Raw genomic sequence first — 18438 nt, 5'->3', positions numbered from 1 at the left:
CAGTTGTCGTCGTTCGCCGACGAGGTGACCCGGGTGGCCCGTGAGGTGGGTACCGAGGGCAAGTTGGGTGGCCAGGCCCAGGTCAAGGGGGTCTCGGGTACCTGGCGGGATCTGACCGAGAACGTCAACCAGCTTGCGTCGACGCTCACCACCCAGCTGCGGGCGATCGCCCGGGTCTCGACGTCGGTGACCCGGGGTGACCTCACCCAACGGATCGCGGTGAAGGCGCAGGGCGAGGTCGCCGAGCTGAAGGACAACATCAACCAGATGATCGTCACCCTGCGGGAGACGACCCACAAGAACGCCGAGCAGGGTTGGCTCGACTCCAACCTGGCCCGTATCGGCGGCCTGTTGCAGGGCCAGCGGGACCTCGGCGAGGTCTGTCGGATGATCATGCAGGAGGTTACGCCGCTGGTCAACGCGCAGCTCGGCGCGTTCTTCCTGGCGGACAACTCCGAGGGGGTGATGCGATTGCGACTCACCGCCTCGTACGGATATGTCTCGCGTGGCCACGACGTGACCTTCGGGCCCGGCGAAGGGCTGGTCGGTCAGGCCGCGCTCTCCCGGCGCACCATCCGGGTCAGTGCGGTGCCCGACGGCCGGATCACACTGCGATCCGGGTTGGCCGACACACCGCCGGCCGACCTGGTCGTGCTGCCGGTTCTCTTCGAGGGCGAACTGCTCGGCGTGATCGAGTTCGCCACCGTCACTCCCTACTCCGAGCTGCACCTGTCGTTCCTGGAGCGGCTGGTCTCCACCATCGGCATCGCGGTCAACACCATCCAGGCCAACCGGCGTACCGAGGAGTTGCTGGCCCAGTCGCAGCGGCTGGCGCACGAGTTGCAGGAGCAGTCGGCGGAGTTGCAGCGCACCAACGCCGAACTGGAGGACAAGGCCAGGCTGCTGTCCCAGCAGAAGGCGAACATCGAGACCCAGAACCGGGAGATCGAGCTGGCCCGCCTGGGGCTGGAGGACAAGGCGCAGCAGTTGACCCGGGCCTCGGCGTACAAGTCGGAGTTCCTGGCGAACATGAGCCACGAGTTGCGTACGCCCTTGAACTCCCTGCTGCTGCTGGCCCGGCTGCTGATGGAGAACTCGGAGCAGAACCTGACGCCGAAGCAGATCGAGTTCGCCCGGACCATCCACGGTTCCGGCTCCGACCTGCTGCGCCTGATCGACGACATCCTCGACCTGTCGAAGATCGAAGCGGGGCGGATGGACGTCGAGCCGACCGAGGTGCGGTTCACCGATATCTGCGGCTATGTCGAGCAGGCATTCGCGCCGCAGGCCGACGACAAGGGCCTGGACTTCCAGGTACGCATCGGCAAGGACCTGCCGTCGGCGGTGGTCACCGACGCCCAGCGGCTCCAGCAGATCCTGCGCAACCTGTTGTCGAACGCGGTCAAGTTCACCGACAACGGCGCGGTGACACTGCGCATCTCGCAGGCACCGGAGCACGCGGTCTTCGACGTGCCGGCGCTGACCAACGCCCGGCGCGTGATCGCGTTCACGGTGATCGACACTGGCATCGGCGTCTCGGACGACAAGCTGTCGCTGATCTTCGAGGCGTTCCAGCAGGCCGACGGCACGACCAGCCGACGGTACGGCGGCACCGGTCTCGGTCTGTCGATCAGCCGGGATCTGGCCCGGCTGATCGGCGGCACGATCACCGTCTCCTCGGTGCCCGGCCAGGGTTCGACGTTCACCCTCTACCTGCCCGACGTGCTGGCGCCGGACGCGGTGGTGGCGCCGTCGTCACCGTCGCCGCAGCGGGCGGGGCTGCCCTCGTCGCTGTTGATGCCGCCGATGGAGTTGCTTCCCAGCCCGCCGGAGGCGCCGAAGACCCGGCAGCTGGACGGTGCCACGGTGCTGATCGTTGACGACGACGTACGTAACGTCTTCGCGCTGACCAGTGCGCTCGAACTGCACGGCATGACCGTGCTGTACGCCGACAACGGCACCGACGGGGTGCGGCTGCTGGCCGAGCACCCGGAGGTGGACATCGTCCTGATGGATGCCATGATGCCGGATCAGGACGGGTACGAGACAACCCGGCAGATCCGGCGTAACCACCGTTTCGCGGACCTGCCGATCGTGTTCCTGACCGCGAAGGCGATGCCGGGTGACCGGGAGTCCGCGATCGTGGCCGGGGCCAGCGACTACATCACCAAGCCCGTCGACCTGGACGAGTTGATCGAGTTGATGGGGTCCTGGATCAGCGGCAGCCGTACCGAGGAGGGCTCGTGACACAGGTGGCGAAGGCGCTGCTGGTCGATGACCGGCGGGAGAACCTGATGGCCCTGGAGGCGATCCTCCAGGGGTTGCCGGTGCAGTCTGTCGCGGTGGAGAGTGGCGAGGCGGCGCTGAAGCAGTTGCTGGTGGACGACTTCGCGGTGATCCTGCTGGACGCCCAGATGCCCAACATGGACGGCTTCGAGACGGCCAGCCACATCAAGCGGCGGGAGCGTACCCGGGCCGTTCCGATCATTTTCCTGACCGCCGCCGACCGGGACGCGCAGCTGGCGTTGCGCGGCTACGCGGTGGGGGCGGTGGACTACCTCACCAAGCCGTTCGACCCCTGGGTGTTGCGGGCGAAGGTGTCGGTCTTCGTGGAGTTGTGGACCAAGACCCGCCAGTTGGCGGCCCAGTCGGACATGGTCCGCGAGCGCGACGCCCAGTGGCGGTCGCTGACCGACGCCGTCGACGAGGCCACCACCCTGCTACGCGCCGCCGACACCCCGGATACGGTCGCCCGCGCCGTTACTCTTCTCGAACAGGTCCGCTGGGGCACCACCCCCGACTGAAGCCGTCCGCCGCTGGGGCGGGGGTCAGGGGGCGGGGGCGTCGTTGCGGATCATCAGGGCGCTGCGTAGGCCGGTGATGTCCAGGACGCGGAGCAGGAAGTCGCCCACGTTGGTCAGGACGAGTAGGGCCTGCGCGTGGCTGGCCTTGCGGCTGAGCACGACCAGCGTTCCCAGGCCCTGCGAGTCGCAGAAGGTGACGCCGCCGAGATCGAGCACGATCCGCGGGGGTGGCTCGGTGAGGATCTCATTGACGACGGTCGAGAGCTGGGCGGCCGTGAGCATGTCGATCTCACCGGCGAGGCGCAACACTGCTTCGTCGCCCGTCCGGTACACGGTGATGGACAGCTCGGCACGATCCACCGGGTCAGCCTATCGCGATCTCGGGCGCCCGACCTGTCGAGGGCGGACCGACCAGGGCAGGCGGGCCGGGGGTGAGACGGGTAACCCGATCCGGGGTGCCTGCCGATCGGCCGTCGGACGCTGACAGAATGGCTGCATCGTGACCAAGGTGTTTCCCGCCGGATCCGACCGCTACCCGGTCGACGCGCCGGCCTCAGAGGCCCTGTTCGACCGCGCTCGCGCCATCGTGCCGGGCGGGGTGAACTCGCCCGTGCGCGCCTTCCGGGCGGTCGGGGGCACACCGCGTTTCATGGTCCGTGGCGCCGGGCCCTGGCTGTACGACGCCGACGGCCGGCGCTACGTCGACCTGGTCTGCTCCTGGGGGCCGCTGATCCTCGGCCACGCCCATCCCGAGGTGGTCGCGGCGGTGCAGGCCGCCGCCGCGAACGGCACCAGCTTCGGCACGCCCACCCCGGGTGAGGTCGACCTGGCCGCCGAGATTGTCGCGCGTTGCCCGGTCGAGCAGGTTCGGCTGGTCAACTCCGGTACCGAGGCGACCATGTCGGCGATCCGGCTGGCCCGGGGGTACACCGCCCGCTCGAAGATCATCAAGTTCGCCGGTTGCTACCACGGACATGTGGACGCGCTGCTGGCCGCCGCCGGCTCCGGCGTGGCCACCCTCGGCCTGCCCGACTCGCCGGGCGTCACCGGCGCGGCGGCCGGCGAGACCATCGTGCTGCCGTACAACGACGTCGCCGCCGTCGAGGAGGCGTTCGCGGCGGAAGGGCCGCACATCGCGGCGGTGATCACGGAGGCGGCTGCGGGCAACATGGGAGTGGTCGCTCCCCGTGACGGCTTCAACGAGCAGTTGGCGCGGATCGCGCACGCGCACGGCGCGCTGCTCGTCGTCGACGAGGTGATGACCGGGTTCCGGGTCTCCCGCGCCGGCTGGCACGGCCTCGATCCGGTCGAGGCGGACCTCTGGACGTACGGCAAGGTCATGGGCGGTGGGCTGCCCGCCGCGGCGTTCGGCGGACGGGCGGAGATCATGTCTCGACTTGCCCCCGCCGGCCCCGTCTACCAGGCCGGTACCCTCTCCGGTAATCCTCTCGCCTGCGCGGCCGGGCTGGCCACCCTTCGGCTGGCCGACGAGGCGCTCTACCGCCGCTTGGACGACACCGCCGCCGCCGTGGGCAAGCTCGCCTCCGACGCGCTGGCCACCGCCGGCGTCCCACACCGGCTGTCGTACGCCGGCAGCATGTTCTCGATCTTCTTCACCGATGCCGACGTCGTGGACTTCGACAGCGCCCGCACCCAGCAGGTGCCGGCGTTCAAGGCGTTCTTCCACGCGATGCTCGCCGCCGGGGTCTACCTGCCGCCGAGCGCGTTCGAGTCCTGGTTCGTCTCGGCGGCTATCGACGACGCCGCCCTGGAGCAGATCGCCGCCGCACTGCCGGCGGCGGCCAACGCGGCGGCATCGGTGGTCAAAGGGGGGTAGTGGTGGGCGCGAGGAGTGAGCCGATTCTGCGAGCCCCGCAGTCGCGAAGAAGGGGGCTCAGCGGTGAGTAATACAGTGGTCCACGTGCTCCGGCACGGTGAGGTGTACAACCCGAACGGCATCCTCTACGGCCGACTGCCCGGATTCCGCCTCAGCGAACTGGGCGTCCAGATGGCCAAGGCGGCGGCACAGGGGCTCGCCGAGCGCGAGGTCGTGCACGTGGTGGCCAGCCCGCTCGAACGCGCCCAGCAGACCGCCGAGCCGATCGCCGCCCAGTTCGGGTTGCCCGTCGGGGTGGACGAGCGGCTGATCGAGAGCGCGAACTGGTTCGAGGGCAAGAAGGTCTCCCCCGGTGACGGCTCCTTCCGCGACCCCCGCAACTGGTGGGTGCTGCGCGACCCGGTCACCCCCTCCTGGGGGGAGGCGTACCAGGCGATCGCCGAACGGATGTTCGCCGCCCTGCACGCCGCCCGGATCGCCGCCGACGGTCGGGAGGCTGTCCTGGTCTCGCACCAACTGCCGATCTGGACGCTGCGCCGGCATGTCGAGCGCAAGCGGCTCTGGCACGACCCGCGCCGCCGGCAGTGCTCGCTGGCCTCGCTCACCAGCTTCCACTTCGACGGTGCCAAGATCGCCGGTATCGGCTACTCCGAACCGGCTGCGCACCTGGTGGCGATGTCGCCGACCGCACGGACAGCCAAGGGGGCCTGAGATGGGCCTGCCGAGGCTGGCCGCCGGCCTGCTCGCCGTCGTCACCGCCACGGTCGCCCTGACCGGCTGCACCGCCGACGGCCGGGAGTCGGCCTGCGACCGCGCCGGTGGCATCGTGGAGTGCTCACCGGACCAGCGCAGCGCCGCCCCCAAGATCACTGGCGAGCTGCTCCCCGGCGGCAGCTACGACGTGGCGGACGAGCGGGGCCAGGTCGTGGTGGTCAACTTCTGGGGCTCCTGGTGCGCGCCGTGCCGCGCCGAGGCCGACGACCTGGAGAACACCTTCCAGGCGACCAGGGACTCCGGCGTGACCTTCCTCGGCATCAACGTGCAGGACAGCCGGGACAAGGCGATCGCCTTCGAACAGGGCCGGGTCAGCTATCCGAGCATTTTCGACCCGGGCAGCCGGCTCGCCCTCGCCATGGACATCCCGCCGAACACCATTCCGGCGACCGTCGTACTCGACCGGGAGGGCCGGATCGCCACCGTCATCCGGGCCGCGGTCAAGCAGGACGGCCTGCAGCCCATCGTCGAGCGGATCGCCGCGGAATCGCCCGCCCCGGCCGGCAGACGCTGATGGGCGAGACGTTCGGCCAGCTCGCCGAGTCCGGTCCGCTGCTGCTGGCACTGGGCGCGGCGGCCCTGGCCGGCCTGGTCAGCTTCCTGTCCCCGTGCGTGCTGCCGTTGATGCCCGGCTACCTCTCGTACGTCACCGGCCTGGCCGGCGTCGACCTCGAAGGCCGAGATGAAAGGAAGGCCCCCCCGTTAACGCCCCCGGTAGAGCAGGGGGCCCCTGTCAACACCGCAGCCGGCGGCGAGTACCCGGGCGGCGGCGTCGGCACCGCCGTACGGGAGGACGGTCGGAGCGGTGCGGCGGTCAAGGGCCGGGTACTCGCCGGGACGTTGCTCTTCATCGCCGGGTTCACCACCGTCTTCACCACCACCGCGATCCTGTTCAGCAGCATCGGCCGGATCTTCTTCGACTACGAGCGGGCGCTGGAGATCGCCGTCGGCGGGCTCATCGTCGTACTCGGGCTGGGCTACCTGGGGGTGCTACCCGGCTTCCAGCGCGAGTTCCGGATCAACCGGCTGCCCACCGCCGGCCTGCTCGGCGCTCCGGTGCTCGGTGCGGTCTTCGCGCTGAGCTGGGTTCCCTGCACCGGCCCCACCCTGGCGGCGGTGCTCGGTATGGCGACCACCAGCGGTCAGACTGACCGGGCGGTGGTGCTGGCGGTGGCGTACTGCCTCGGGTTGGGGATTCCGTTCATCGTCTTCGGGCTGGGCTTCGAGCGCCTGCTCGGGGTCTTCCGCACCGTACGCCGGCACAGCCGCTGGGTCACCCGGATCGGCGGCGTACTGCTGATCCTGATCGGCGTGGCGCTGGTCGGTGGCGGCTGGACGAATGTGGTGATCTGGTTGCAGACCACTTTCGGTACCGGCGAGGTGAGCATCTGATGACCGCCGTGGACGACCGGCAGACCGCGCCGGCCGATGTGCCCCGGCGTCGCCCCAACCCGCTGCTCGCCGTGGCGCGCAACTCGTGGCGGCAGTTGACCAGCATGCGTACCGCGCTGGTGCTGCTCTTCCTACTCGCGGTCGCCGCCATCCCGGGGTCGGTGCTGCCCCAGCGCGGCGTCAATCCGGAGGACGTCCGCGACTTCTTCACCGCGTACCCCGACCTGGCGCCGCTGCTCGACCGGGTGGGCGCGTTCGAGGCGTTCAGCTCGGCCTGGTTCTCCGCGATCTACCTGTTGCTGTTCACCTCACTGATCGGTTGCATCACGCCCCGGCTCCGCGACCATTCTCGGGCGCTGCGCGCCCGGCCGCCAGCCGTTCCCAGGCGGATGGAGCGGCTGCCGCAGCACGCGGTGGTGTCCGTGCCGGATGGTGGCGCGGCGGCGGTCGCCGCGACGTTGCGCCGCCGGCGGTGGCGGGTGGCGGTACGCGGCGACGAGGTCTCCGCCGAGAAGGGCTACCTGAAGGAGACCGGCAACCTGATCTTTCACAGCTCGATGCTGGTGGTGCTGGCCGCCGTCGCGCTCGGCTCCTGGTACGGATGGCACGGCAACCGGCTGCTCGTGGCCGGCGAGGACCAGGTGTTCTGCAACACCCGCCAGCAGTACGCGGAGGCGAAACTCGGGCCGCGCGTCGACGACGACCTGCCCCGCTTCTGTGTGCGGTTGGACGAGTTCGACGCCCGGTTCCTGGAGACCGGTCAGCCTGCTTTCTACAACGCGAAGGTGACCGTCGACTCCGATGGTGGCCCGCCTCGACCGGCGGAGTTCTCGGTCAACTCGCCGCTGCGCCTCGACGGTGCGAACGTCTACCTGCTCGGGCACGGGTACGCCCCGGTGATCCGTTACACCGACCGGTTCGGCGCCAGCCAGACCAGCGTGGTGCCGTTTCTCGGCACCGGCGACGTCGGGCTGAGCAGCGAGGGTCTGGCCGCCTTCCCGGACGCCAACGTCGACCCGGACACCGGCGAGCGGGACCCCGACCTCCAGGTCGCCTTCTCGGGGCTCTACCTGCCGACCGCGCCGCAGGAGCCGCCGTTCGTGCGTTCGGAGCACCCGGCGGAGCGCAACCCGCTGCTCGACCTGGTGGCCTACCGGGGCAACCTGGGCCTGGACGCCGGCATCCCCGGCTCGGTCTACCAGCTCGACCAGCGTCAGGTGAGCAGTGGCCGGCTCACCGAGGTCGGCGTGAAGCAGCTGAGGATCGGCGAGAGCTGGACGCTGGACGACGGTACGAAGGTCGAGTTCCTGGGCACGCGGCCCTTCATCACCCTTTCCGTGCGCCACGACCCGGGCACCACGCTGCTGCTGGTCAGCTCGATCGGGCTGGTGCTCGGGCTGATGGGTTCGCTGTTCTTCCGGCGCCGGCGGGTCTTCGCCCGGGTGCTGCCGACGGGTTCCGCCGCCCCCGACAGTGGATCTCCGACAGGCGGTAGTAGCTTGGTCGAGGTGGCTGGCCTGCCGCGTACCGAGCATCCCGGGTTCGCCGCCGAGTTCGCCCAACTGGTCGCCGCGATCGGCGGCGGGCGACCCGGCGACCCCGGCACCGACCCGGGCACGCCGGCCGGGGCGCGGGAAGGAGCCGAGTGATGTCCGCACTCTCCGACCAGATGGTGTCGATCGCCACCCTGGTCTACCTGCTGGCGATGATCAGCCATGCGGTCGAGTACGCCCTCGGCAACGTACGCGCCAGGGCCGTCGCGGCACCCGCACACGAACTGGTCGGCGCCGCCGCCTCCCCAGGCGGCACGACCGGTGGGAAGGTGTCGGGCGGTGGCGCGCTCCCGGTCGTCGGCGTGGCGGCGACCGCCGTACCCGACCGGGCCGAGCGCACCGCGTGGCGGGCCGAGTGGGCCGGGCGGATCGCGGTCGGACTGACCGTCCTGGGCGCGGCGCTGCACCTGGCCGGACTGGTCACCCACGGTTTCGCGGCGGGCCGGATGCCGTGGGGCAACATGTACGAGTTTGTGCTCACGGTCTCGTTCATCGGGGTCGCCGCCTGGCTGGTGGTACTGCTGAATTGGCCGTTCCTGCGCCGCCTCGGGCTCTTCCTGACGCTGGTGATGGTGCTGTTGGTGGCCACCGCCGAGTTGGTGCTCTACACCCCGATCGTGCCGTTGGTGCCGGCGCTCAACTCGTACTGGTTCGTCGTGCACGTGTCGACGATCGTCTTCGCCTCGGGACTGTTCCTGCTGGGCGTGGTGCCGGCGGTGGCGTACCTGATGCGGGCCGGGTACGAGGACGGCCGGCGCAGCTTCCCGTACACCCTGGCGAAGCGGTTGCCGGCGGCGGCAGGGCTGGAGCGACTCACCTTCGTGCTGCACGCCTTCTCGTTCCCGATCTTCACCTTCGCGGTGATCGCCGGGGCGATCTGGGCCGAGGCGGCCTGGGGCCGACCGTGGGGCTGGGACCCGAAGGAGACCTGGGCGTTCATCTCCTGGGTGGTCTACGCGGGCTACCTGCACGCCCGGGCCACACCGAGCGTGAAGCGGAACGTGGCCACCTGGCTGGCCATCCTCGGCTTCCTGACGGTGCTGATGAACCTCTTCGGCGTGAACATCTTCTTCGAGGGCCTGCACTCCTACGGCGGCCTCTGACCGCGAAACCGTAGGATGTAGAACTACACTTCTTATAACTGTAGTTCTACATTTTGCGAGATGACCGTTGAGACTTCCGAAGCCTGTCGAGATCTTCGACCGTGATGCGGAGTGGGCCGAGCTGGCCCGGTTCGGGACCGATGGTCGCCCAGGTGCGACGCTCGGCGTGGTCAGCGGGCGTCGCCGCCAGGGCAAGACGCTGCTGCTGTACGAGTTGACCAAGGCCACGGGCGGTTTCTATTTCGGGGCGACCGAGGCCACGGCGGCAGATTCCCTGAGGCGGCTCGGTGAGGCGATCGGCCGGTACGCCGGCAGCCTGGGGCCGGTGCGCCTGGCGGACTGGCAGAGCGCCATCGACGCACTGCTCGCCCTCGGCAAGGAACGCGTCGTCACCGTAGTGATCGACGAGTTTCCGTACCTGGTCAGGGCGAGCCGGGAACTCCCGTCGGTCATCCAGCATGCGCTCACGCCGGGCCGGCCCGAGCGCACCGGCTCCCGCACTCGCCTCCTGCTCTGCGGGTCGGCACTCTCTTTCATGGGTGGGCTACTGGCCGGCTCCGCACCGTTGCGCGGCCGGGCCGGGCTCGAACTGCCGATCGCGCCGTTGGACTACCGGGCCGCCGCGGCCTTCTGGAACGTCGACGATCCCCGGCTCGCCGCCAAGGTGTTCGCCATCGTGGGCGGCACGCCGGCCTATCGCCGGGAGTACGTCCAGGACGACGCACCGGAGGGGCCCGACGACTTCGACGACTGGGTGGTACGCGCCGTGCTGAACCCAGCCCGTCCACTCTTCCGCGAGGCACGCTATCTGCTTGCCGAGGACCCGGACCTGCGAGACACCGCGCTCTATCACTCGGTGCTGTCGGCGGTTGCCGAGGGCAACGCCACCCGTGGTGGCATCGCCGGGTTCATCGGGCGCAAGGCTACCGACCTGCAACACCCGTTGACGGTGTTGGAAGACGCCGGGCTGCTCGTGCGGGAACCCGACCCACTGCGCAGCGGGCGCAGCCGGTACCGGATCGCCGAACCGCTGATCACCTTCTATCAGTCGGTGATGCGGCCGGCATGGACCGCGCTGGAGCAACGGCGCGGGGCGGACGTCTGGCGTCGATCCCAACGGCGGTACGCGAGTGCGGTGCTGGGCCCCGGCTTCGAGGAGGAGGTCCGGCAGTGGACGCTCCGCTTCGCCGCGCCCGAGACGTTGGGGGGCGTCGCCGCCGAGGCGCAGCCGGCGGTGCTGACCGATCCGGCGAACCGGAGCAGCCAGGAACTCGACCTGGTGGCGCTCGGCGAATCGCCGGCGGGCGACGGCCCGCGACCACTTCTCGCCCTGGGCGAGGTCAAGTGGGGTCGTACGCTGGGCCGTTCGGATCTTGAGCGCCTGGTCCGGGCCCGTGAGCTGCTGTCGGGACGCCCCGGCTTCGATCTGGGGCAGACCCGGCTGATGCTTGCCAGTGCGGAGGGCTTCACCGCCGAACTGCACCAGCTTTCCACCGACAGGCCCGATGTGATCCTGGTCGACGCCGCCCGGCTCTACGACGGCGACTGAGGTCGGTGCCGGCCACGGCTCAGCGTCTCGCTCACCCGCAGGGCGACCTGGTAGGAGACCTCCGGCAGGTCGGCCAGTTTGATCCGCTCCGCGCGCAGCGCGAGCTGCGCGTGCAGCTCCCGGGCGATCGCGTCGCGCAGGCGGGCCTGGAGCGGCGACAGCCCGTCCGGGTCGCCGACGACGTACGCATCCGACATGCGTCAACCTTGTCGGCCGTGGTCGGTGCCGCTCCAGACCCGGTGAGATATGTCGCCCCGCCCACCAGCCCACCGGCCGCGCCCTCGACGACCGGTTGTCCTCCTGGCTTCGAGATCTTGGAATCTTTTCGTTAGCAGCTAACGGAAAAATTCCAAGATTCCGAAGGCTGGCGGTCAGGTTGGGGACTGGTTACGGGGTGCGCGGGGAGCGGCCCAGCCGAGGAAGCGTCGATGCAGCGCGGCGGGCTTCGGCGCGTCGTGCGGGTCGAGGCGGTACAGGTCGTCGACGGCGTTGTACAGCATCCCGGCGAGGTAGATCGACAGGGCGACGTGGCTGTCCCGGTACTCCGCCAGGAGGGTGAGCCGGGCGGTGGCGCAGGGCCATGGTGCGGCGCAGGCCCGGCACAGCCAGAGCGGCCGGAGCGCGACGTGGACCTGCAACGTCATCTGCGTACTCCTGTCTGTCTGCCAACCCGGTTGGAAGTGGGGCCGTCCGTCGCCGACGTGCCGGACGGCCCCGCGTCGGTTGCGCCCGTCCTTTCTCCATCGGATCCGGGCGGTTCCGATGAGGACAGGCTGGTGAGCCGGCCACTACTCTCGGAAGGCATCCGGTCGCGCTGTGCGTCGGGCGGAGCTGTCGGTGAGGGCCGTGAGAAACGCGGGAGATCCGGTGAGGAGTGGGGTGGATGGACGAGCGGTCACGACTGCTGATCGAAGAGCTGCGGCACATGCGGGCGGCGCGGAGCATGACCCAGGAGGATCTGGCCCGCGCGATCAACTATTCACCGTCCACAGTGGCAATGGTCGAGACGGAGGCGCGCAAACCGCCGCCAAATTTCTGGGAGTTGGCGGACGTCGCGCTCGACACCGGCGGCGCGTTCGCCCGAATGCTGGCCCGGCTCGGGTCGCCGCAGTGGATGCGCGAGTGGGAGGCCAACGAGCGGCAGGCGACCGTGCTCCGGTCGTTCCAGAATTCGGTGGTGCCGGGTCTACTGCAAACCTCGGCGTACGCTCGCGCGCTGTTCCGCAGCGTCGGGCTCTACGACGAGGAGGAGGTGGAGCGGCGGACCTCTGCGCGGCTGGAGCGGCAGGCGGTGCTGACCGGTGAGCGACCGCCGCAGTTCGTCGCGGTACTCGACGAGTACGTGCTGCGCCGTCCGGTCGGCGGCCCGCTGGTGATGCGCGAGCAGCTGCGGCGGCTGGTGAAGCTGGCCACCGAGCAGCCCCGGTGCGGCTGCACGTGGTGCCCGCCTCGGTCGGCGCCTATCCGGGTGTCGCCGGGGCCTTCGTGCTGGCTACCCTTCCCGGTGGGGAGGACGTCGCGTACCTGGACGATCAGCTCAAGGGTCAGGTGATCGACCACACCGAGGACGTGCTGGCGATCCGGGCCTCCTGGGACGCGATCCAGGGCGAGGCGCTGCCGCCCCGACAGTCGATCGATTTGTTGACGGAGGTGGCGGAGTCATGGCGGAGCTGACCGGCGCCCGGTGGCGCACCAGCACCCGGAGCAGCACCAACGGCGGAGATTGCGTCGAGGTGGCCGACAACCTGCCCGGCACCATCGCGGTACGCGACAGCAAGGACCGCGACGGCGGCACGCTCGTCTTCGGCCCGGTGGCCTGGCGGGCGTTCGTGGCGTCGACCCGTCGGGCCTGACCCGCCCCGCTCCCGACCGCCGCACCGGTGACCGGTGCGGCTCAGATCGCCTCGTCGCGGTCACGTAGGTCGTTGTGGACAACGGGTGGGACACGCAGCCGCTCGTCCGCGTAGCGCCGCCGCAGCTCGTCGGCGTGCTGGTCGGGCTCGCGGGTCAGCCGGGCCAGCTCGTCGAAGAGCGCCGTCCGTTCCTCGCCGATCTTCTCGTCGGGGGCGGGCATCGCGCCCCAGGTGTCCCAGGGCAGCACCTCGACCGCGTCCAGCGCGGCAGCGTCCCGCATCAGGTTGCCGGCGATCCACCACAAACCGCTCTCGTCAGTCACGGTCAGCCCGAAGGCGTCCGGGTCGGCGTGGCCCGCCCGGCACCGCGCCCACGCCTCGCCGGCCACCAGAAACCGATCCCGGGGTACGTCCAGGCCGTCGAAGTCGATACCGAACAACTCCCGCTGCTGCTCGTCGAGCTGGGCGTCGACCATGACCCACCGGCCCTGCTCGGCGTTCCAGTACTCGCCGACCCAGTGATCTTCGTGCCGGCCCTCGGCGAAGTAGTCGCCGAAGCCGCACCGGGCGCGGGCCGGCACACCCCGGGCCCGCAGCACGGTGACAAGCAGCACACTGTAGTGCCGGCAGTTGCCGGGCACCCGCCACTCGGGCGGGCGGGGGACGGACGGTGGCCGCTCGTCCCGAGCCGCGACGCACGCGAGCACCTCGTCGGCGGGCCGCAGGTGCACGCTTTGCCGGTCGGCGTCCGACAACGTCACCCCGTACACCTCGGCGAGGTGCTCGTGGATCAGCAGTCCCTGGATCGTGCGGACGATGCCGGCGACGTCCTGCGGCACCGCCTCGACGAGCCCGCCGTACCCGCAGCAAGCATCGCAGAATTGGCCGGTTCGAGGCGGCCCCGCAGCCGCGATCCGGCTGCGCTCTCAGCTCGACCGCGCCACCACCGCACCATCGGTGGTGCGGCGCGCCACAGGGCCGAGCGGGCACCCAGCGTGGGCGTGGTAGCGGGGCGTAGGACAGACTTGCGGGCATGGCGGCTCGTGGGTTCCCGTACACCGATCTGAAGGAGTTCCTCGCGGCCCTGGAGCGCGCGGGCGAACTTCGCCGCGTCGGCGTGCCGGTCGACCCCACGCTGGAGATCAGCGAGGTGGTCACCCGGACGGTACGCTCCGGCGGGCCGGCGCTGCTCTTCGAGCGGCCAACCCGAGGTGAGATGCCGTTGGCGATCAACCTCTTCGGCACCGAGAAGCGGATGGCCATGGCGCTCGGCGTCGAGCGGCTCGACGAGATCGGTGACCGGATCGCAGCCCTGGTCAAGCCGGAACTGCCGGTCGGCTGGTCAGGTATCCGCGAGGGCCTGGGCAAGGTGATGCAGCTCAAGTCCGTGCCGCCCCGCAAGGTGAGGACCGCCCCCTGCCAGGAGGTCGTCTACCGGGGCGACGACGTCGACCTGAACCGGCTCCCTGGACTCCAGGTGTGGCCCGACGACGGCGGGATCTTCCACAACTACGGGTTGACCCACACCAAGCACCCGGAGACCGGCAAGCGCAACCTGGGGCTGTACCGACTCCAGCAGCACAGCCGCAACACCCTCGGCATGCACTGGCAGATCCACAAGGACTCCACCGCCCACCACGCGGTCGCCGAACGGCTCGGCCAGCGCCTGCCGGTCGCCATCGCGATCGGCTGCGACCCGGTGGTCAGCTACGCGGCCAGCGCGCCGCTACCCGGCGACATCGACGAATACCTGTTCGCCGGCTTCCTGCGTGGCGAACGGGTCGAGATGGTGGACTGCCTGACCGTGCCGCTGCAGGTGCCGGCGCACGCCCAGGTCGTGTTGGAGGGCTACCTCGAACCCGGCGAGCGGCTGCCCGAGGGCCCGTTCGGCGACCACACCGGCTTCTACACCCCGGTCGAGCCGTTCCCGGTGCTGCACATCGAGGCGATGACCGTGCAGCGGAACCCGGTCTACCACTCGATCGTCACCTCCAAGCCGCCGCAGGAGGACCACGGCCTGGGCAAGGCCACCGAGCGGATCTTCCAACCGCTGCTCAAGCTGCTGATCCCCGACATCGTCGACTACGACCTGCCGGCCGCCGGGGTCTTCCACAACTGCGCGATCATCTCGATCCGCAAGCGGTACCCGAAGCACGCCCAGAAGGTGATGAACGCGATCTGGGGTGCCCACCTGATGTCGCTGACCAAGCTGATCGTGATCGTGGACTACGACTGCGACGTGCACGACTACCGGGAGGTGGCCTTCCGCGCGTTCGGCAACGTCGACTACGCCCGGGACCTGCTGCTCACCGAAGGCCCGGTGGACCATCTGGACCACTCGTCGTACCAGCAGTTCTGGGGTGGCAAGGCGGGCGTCGACGCCACCCGCAAGCTACCCGAGGAGGGCTACACCCGTGGCTGGCCAGAGGAGATGACCATGGCACCGGAGGTCGTTTCGCTGGTCGACAAGCGCTGGAAGGAGTACGGCATCTGATGACTGAGGTGCTGGAACGGCCCGGCCGGGTCACGTCCTTCCTCAAACTCGTGGCGTTCGAACACTCCGTGTTCGCGTTGCCCTTCGCGTACCTGTCGGCGTTGACCGCGATGCAGGTCAACGGCGCAAACATCCGCTGGCTCGACCTGCTGCTGATCACCGTGGCGATGGTCGGCGCGCGGACGTTCGCGATGGCCGCGAACCGGATCCTGGATCGGCGGATCGATGCGCGGAACCCGCGTACCGCCAACCGGGAACTGGTGACCGGGGCGGTGAGCCTCCGCACGGCCTGGACCGGCGCGGGCGTCGCCCTGCTGGTCTTCCTGGCCGCCGCCGCCCTGCTCAACCCGCTCTGCCTGATGCTCGCGCCGCTGGCCGTGGTGCCGCTGGTCGTCTACCCGTACGGCAAACGGTTCACCAGCTGGCCGCACGCCATCCTGGCCCTGGCCCAGGCGGTCGGCCCCATCGGCGCCTGGCTCGCGGTGACCGGCACCCTCGCCGGCTCCGGACCGGCCTGGCTGCTCGGCGTCGCCGTCGGCCTGTGGATCGGCGGCTTTGACCTGATCTACGCCTGCCAGGACGCCGAAGTCGACCGGAAGATCGGCGTACACAGCGTGCCGGCCCGCTACGGGCTGCGGTTCGCACTGCACGCCTCCACCGTCGCGCACGTGGTGACCTTCGCGTTGTTCCTGTGCTTCGGTGTGCTGATCGGCCTCGGTTGGCTCTGGTGGATCGGCCTGGCGCTGACCGCTGTCGCCTTCGGCTACCAACACCTGGTGGTCACCCCAGCCGACCTGAGCCGGGTCAACCGGGCGTTCTTCACCGCCAACGGCTTCGTCGGCATCGCGCTGTTCATCTTCGCCCTGCTCGACCTGGTGATCCGACTCGGTCTGCGGCCCTGACCGGTTCGGCACCGTAGCGGGCGCTCTCGCACGTCCAGTCGATGGTGCCACGCACCGCCCGGGCCACCCCGTCGAGGTGCCCGGTGACGGCGGCGTCCAACACCGGGCCGAACGAGGGCACCGTCGCGCGCAAGGCGAGAAACTGGCGCATCGACCCGTGCCAGCGCTGCGCCGCCAGGTCGACCGCATCCGGTACCGGCACGCGACGCTCGGCGGCCAGGGCCAGCACCAGGTTGTGGCCGCCGGAGAAGAACTGGTCCCGCTCCAGCGAGGCGAGGTCGTTGTACCAGGAGAGCAGGTCGTTGCCGACGTCCCGGATCCGGATCAGCAGTGGGTGCTGGTAGACCGGGTCGGGCAGAGGCCGGCCGCTGACGAACTCGACCAGCGGGTACGACACGTACGCCGCCGAGGTGGCCCGGCGCAGCTCCACGTACTCGTCGACGCCCGGCGCGTACCCGGCGGCCCTGTTGACCGCCTCCCGCCAGGTGCCGTCGAGGTGGTGGGCGACCGTGTCGGCGAAACGCTGCCGCCAACGGGCCGGCATCCGCCGTCGAGGCTCCCGCCACGCGCTCACCAGCAGCCGGCGCAGCGGGCCGCCCAGGCCCCCGTGCCGCAGCCGGGGGTTGTCGCGCAGCAGCACCACCGCCCCGTCGCGCAGACCGCGGATCTCGTCCAAGCCGAGCCGGCCGGGCCTGTCGCAGGCGTCGTCAACCAGGAAGAACCAGGTGAACAGAGCGGTCAGCACCCGTAGGTCGGGCTCGGTGGCGTCCGGGTAGAGCCGCCCGGCGTACCGGGCGAAACCAGCCCGGTCCAACCGGTCACGGGTCGACGCGTCCAACGGCGGTCCGTTCGCCGGCAGCCAGGACACCAGCCATTCCTGCACACAGTCGGCGTACGGTGACAGAACGGGCGGCAGGGGGCAGGCGGCACGAAGCGACGGCAGGAGATGACGGGCGCACCCGCCCGGCGACGGGATCATTCCGTCGGTCATCCCGGATCCCCCGTCCACCGCCACGGCTCGCTGCCCCGGCAGCATGCCAGGTCACCCTCGCCGCCGCAGTCCCCGCCGAATCCCTTCGGGGTACCCGAACCGGCAGTGGCGACCACCAGGCAGGCTGTGGGAATGCGCGAACCATGGGTGATCGGGGTGTCCGGGGCGTCCGGCACGCCGTACGCGGCCGCGGTCGTACGTGGCCTGCTCGACGCGGGAGAGCCGGTGGACCTGATCGTGTCCCGGGCCGCCCGGCTGACCGTCCTCGACGAAACGGGTCGGCCGTTCCGCGACGCGCACTGGCGGGACGACCTGGCGGCCTGGCTCGGGCGGGAACTCGGTGACGCCGACGTCCACCACTGGCCCGCCGGTGACCTGGCTGCCGGACCGAGCAGCGGCTCGTACCCGGTCCGCGGCATGGCGGTGGTGCCGGCCAGCACCGCGGCCTGTGCCGGGATCGCGATCGGCCTGTCGAAGGATCTGTTGCAACGCGCCGCCGAGGTGAATCTCAAGGAACGGCGACGAGTGGTCGTGGTGCCCCGTGAGACGCCGGTGACCCGCAGCCACCTGGAGCACCTGATCGCGTTGCACGATGCCGGCTCGGTGGTGCTACCGGCCAGCCCCGGCTTCTACGGTGCCGGAGCCGACGCCTCCGCGGCGCAACTCGTGGACTTCGTGGCCGGCAAGGTGCTCGACGCCCTGGGCGTAACCCACACCCTGTTCCGGCGCTGGGCCGGCAGGTTGAACGCGGACCGGACCTGACGACCGGCCCGCGTCCCGACCCGCACCACTGAACTCAGTACATGCCGGCGTTTGCCGGGCCAGGGCCGGTCGAGGCCGCCGGGCCCGCGTTTCGCGGTCTACCCATGTCGTCCGCCTCCTCCAACATGCCCTCCCCTTCAAGCAGGGCCCGCACCTCGGATTCCCGAAACCGGCGATGCCCTCCTGGAGTCCGGATGCTGCCGATCCGGCCCGCCGCCGCCCATCGCGTCACAGTTTTCGGGTCGACCCGAAACAGCGCGGCGACTTCACCCGGTGTCAGCAGGCGATCTCCAGTGTCCACAGCCCCCTCCTCGCATCGACGAAGCCCCCGGCTGAACACACTGCCCCCGGCCGGTGCGAGCCCAGAGCCGTCATGAGGGACGTATGGCAATTACAGCACCGGCGACCAGGCCTGTCCGCCAAA

General features: G+C 70.2%; 19 protein-coding genes and 1 pseudogene. 14 read left to right on the top strand and 6 right to left on the bottom strand.

The window, feature by feature from the left end; all coding sequences use genetic code 11:
* On the top strand, window positions 1–2247 hold a 2247-nt coding region (locus tag ACFHWY_RS13360; RefSeq protein ID WP_416580482.1), incomplete at its 5' end, for an ATP-binding protein.
* The gene (locus tag ACFHWY_RS13355) at window positions 2244–2804 is read left to right on the top strand and encodes a response regulator (protein ID WP_416580481.1); all 561 of its coding nucleotides are present in this window, start codon (window positions 2244–2246) and stop codon (window positions 2802–2804) included. The genes ACFHWY_RS13360 and ACFHWY_RS13355, both read left to right, overlap by 4 nt.
* 24 nt (window positions 2805–2828) lie before the next feature.
* Here the strand turns inward: ACFHWY_RS13355 and ACFHWY_RS13350 are convergent, their stop codons facing one another.
* Window positions 2829–3164 (bottom strand): STAS domain-containing protein, encoded by a 336-nt coding sequence (locus ACFHWY_RS13350; RefSeq protein WP_416580480.1) that lies wholly within the window; start codon window positions 3162–3164, stop codon window positions 2829–2831.
* A 139-nt stretch (window positions 3165–3303) separates the two neighbouring features.
* Between ACFHWY_RS13350 and hemL the strand changes: the two genes are divergently transcribed.
* The 7 genes from hemL to ACFHWY_RS13315 all read left to right on the top strand — a co-directional run bounded on the left by hemL (window position 3304) and on the right by ACFHWY_RS13315 (window position 11012).
* A complete protein-coding gene (gene hemL / locus ACFHWY_RS13345) occupies window positions 3304–4641 on the top strand; it encodes a glutamate-1-semialdehyde 2,1-aminomutase (protein WP_416580479.1) in 1338 nt (445 codons plus the stop codon).
* A 63-nt stretch (window positions 4642–4704) separates the two neighbouring features.
* Window positions 4705–5352: a histidine phosphatase family protein gene (locus ACFHWY_RS13340; protein WP_416580478.1), complete on the top strand. Its 648-nt coding sequence runs from the start codon at window positions 4705–4707 to the stop codon at window positions 5350–5352.
* Between the two features lies 1 nt (window position 5353).
* Window positions 5354–5929: a TlpA family protein disulfide reductase gene (locus ACFHWY_RS13335; RefSeq protein WP_416580477.1), complete on the top strand. Its 576-nt coding sequence runs from the start codon at window positions 5354–5356 to the stop codon at window positions 5927–5929.
* Window positions 5929–6807 (top strand): cytochrome c biogenesis CcdA family protein, encoded by an 879-nt coding sequence (locus ACFHWY_RS13330; protein ID WP_416580476.1) that lies wholly within the window; start codon window positions 5929–5931, stop codon window positions 6805–6807. Before ACFHWY_RS13335 ends, ACFHWY_RS13330 begins: the two co-directional genes overlap by 1 nt.
* Window positions 6807–8456, top strand: a complete 1650-nt coding sequence (resB, locus tag ACFHWY_RS13325; RefSeq protein ID WP_416580475.1) for a cytochrome c biogenesis protein ResB — start codon at window positions 6807–6809, stop codon at window positions 8454–8456. The genes ACFHWY_RS13330 and resB overlap by 1 nt, the downstream gene beginning before the upstream one ends.
* Window positions 8456–9463: a c-type cytochrome biogenesis protein CcsB gene (ccsB, locus tag ACFHWY_RS13320; RefSeq protein ID WP_416580474.1), complete on the top strand. Its 1008-nt coding sequence runs from the start codon at window positions 8456–8458 to the stop codon at window positions 9461–9463. Before resB ends, ccsB begins: the two co-directional genes overlap by 1 nt.
* A gap of 67 nt (window positions 9464–9530) precedes the next feature.
* Window positions 9531–11012: an AAA family ATPase gene (locus tag ACFHWY_RS13315; RefSeq protein WP_416580473.1), complete on the top strand. Its 1482-nt coding sequence runs from the start codon at window positions 9531–9533 to the stop codon at window positions 11010–11012.
* On the opposite strand, the gene ACFHWY_RS13310 is transcribed toward ACFHWY_RS13315, so the two are convergent.
* A complete protein-coding gene (locus tag ACFHWY_RS13310) occupies window positions 10997–11209 on the bottom strand; it encodes a hypothetical protein (protein WP_416580472.1) in 213 nt (70 codons plus the stop codon). The two genes, ACFHWY_RS13315 and ACFHWY_RS13310, sit on opposite strands and share 16 nt — an antisense overlap.
* 174 nt (window positions 11210–11383) lie before the next feature.
* Window positions 11384–11656: a hypothetical protein gene (locus tag ACFHWY_RS13305; protein ID WP_416580471.1), complete on the bottom strand. Its 273-nt coding sequence runs from the start codon at window positions 11654–11656 to the stop codon at window positions 11384–11386.
* A gap of 239 nt (window positions 11657–11895) precedes the next feature.
* Between ACFHWY_RS13305 and ACFHWY_RS13300 the strand changes: the two are divergent.
* Both ACFHWY_RS13300 and ACFHWY_RS13295 read left to right on the top strand, forming a co-directional pair.
* Window positions 11896–12686, top strand: a pseudogene (locus ACFHWY_RS13300) (helix-turn-helix domain-containing protein).
* Entirely contained in the window at window positions 12674–12865 is a 192-nt protein-coding gene (locus tag ACFHWY_RS13295; protein WP_416580470.1) for a DUF397 domain-containing protein, read from the top strand. The pseudogene ACFHWY_RS13300 and the gene ACFHWY_RS13295 overlap by 13 nt, the downstream one beginning before the upstream one ends.
* Before the next feature lie 41 nt (window positions 12866–12906).
* On the opposite strand, the gene ACFHWY_RS13290 is transcribed toward ACFHWY_RS13295, so the two are convergent.
* On the bottom strand, window positions 12907–13704 hold the full coding sequence (locus ACFHWY_RS13290; protein ID WP_416580469.1) for a transglutaminase-like domain-containing protein: 798 nt from the start codon (window positions 13702–13704) through the stop codon (window positions 12907–12909).
* A gap of 194 nt (window positions 13705–13898) precedes the next feature.
* On the opposite strand from ACFHWY_RS13290, the gene ACFHWY_RS13285 reads away from it, so the two are divergent.
* Window positions 13899–15359 (top strand): menaquinone biosynthesis decarboxylase, encoded by a 1461-nt coding sequence (locus tag ACFHWY_RS13285; protein WP_416580468.1) that lies wholly within the window; start codon window positions 13899–13901, stop codon window positions 15357–15359.
* Complete coding sequence (mqnP, locus tag ACFHWY_RS13280; RefSeq protein WP_416580467.1) at window positions 15359–16261, top strand: menaquinone biosynthesis prenyltransferase MqnP; 903 nt, start codon at window positions 15359–15361, stop codon at window positions 16259–16261. The genes ACFHWY_RS13285 and mqnP overlap by 1 nt, the downstream gene beginning before the upstream one ends.
* On the opposite strand, the gene ACFHWY_RS13275 is transcribed toward mqnP, so the two are convergent.
* A complete protein-coding gene (locus ACFHWY_RS13275; RefSeq protein WP_416580466.1) occupies window positions 16212–17252 on the bottom strand; it encodes a terpene synthase family protein in 1041 nt (346 codons plus the stop codon). The two genes, mqnP and ACFHWY_RS13275, sit on opposite strands and share 50 nt — an antisense overlap.
* A gap of 132 nt (window positions 17253–17384) precedes the next feature.
* On the opposite strand from ACFHWY_RS13275, the gene ACFHWY_RS13270 reads away from it, so the two are divergent.
* A complete protein-coding gene (locus tag ACFHWY_RS13270; protein WP_416580465.1) occupies window positions 17385–18014 on the top strand; it encodes a UbiX family flavin prenyltransferase in 630 nt (209 codons plus the stop codon).
* Window positions 18015–18048: 34 nt separating this feature from the next.
* Here ACFHWY_RS13270 and ACFHWY_RS13265 read toward each other — a convergent pair whose 3' ends face one another.
* A complete protein-coding gene (locus tag ACFHWY_RS13265) occupies window positions 18049–18315 on the bottom strand; it encodes a BldC family transcriptional regulator (RefSeq protein ID WP_092381091.1) in 267 nt (88 codons plus the stop codon).
* Window positions 18316–18438: the final 123 nt, after the last annotated feature.

Source organism: Micromonospora sp. LOL_024 (genome assembly GCF_048060415.1).
Classification (GTDB): Bacteria; Actinomycetota; Actinomycetes; order Mycobacteriales; family Micromonosporaceae; genus Micromonospora.
Note: the sequence above shows the minus strand (reverse complement) of the source record. Positions and strands in the feature narration are given on the sequence as shown.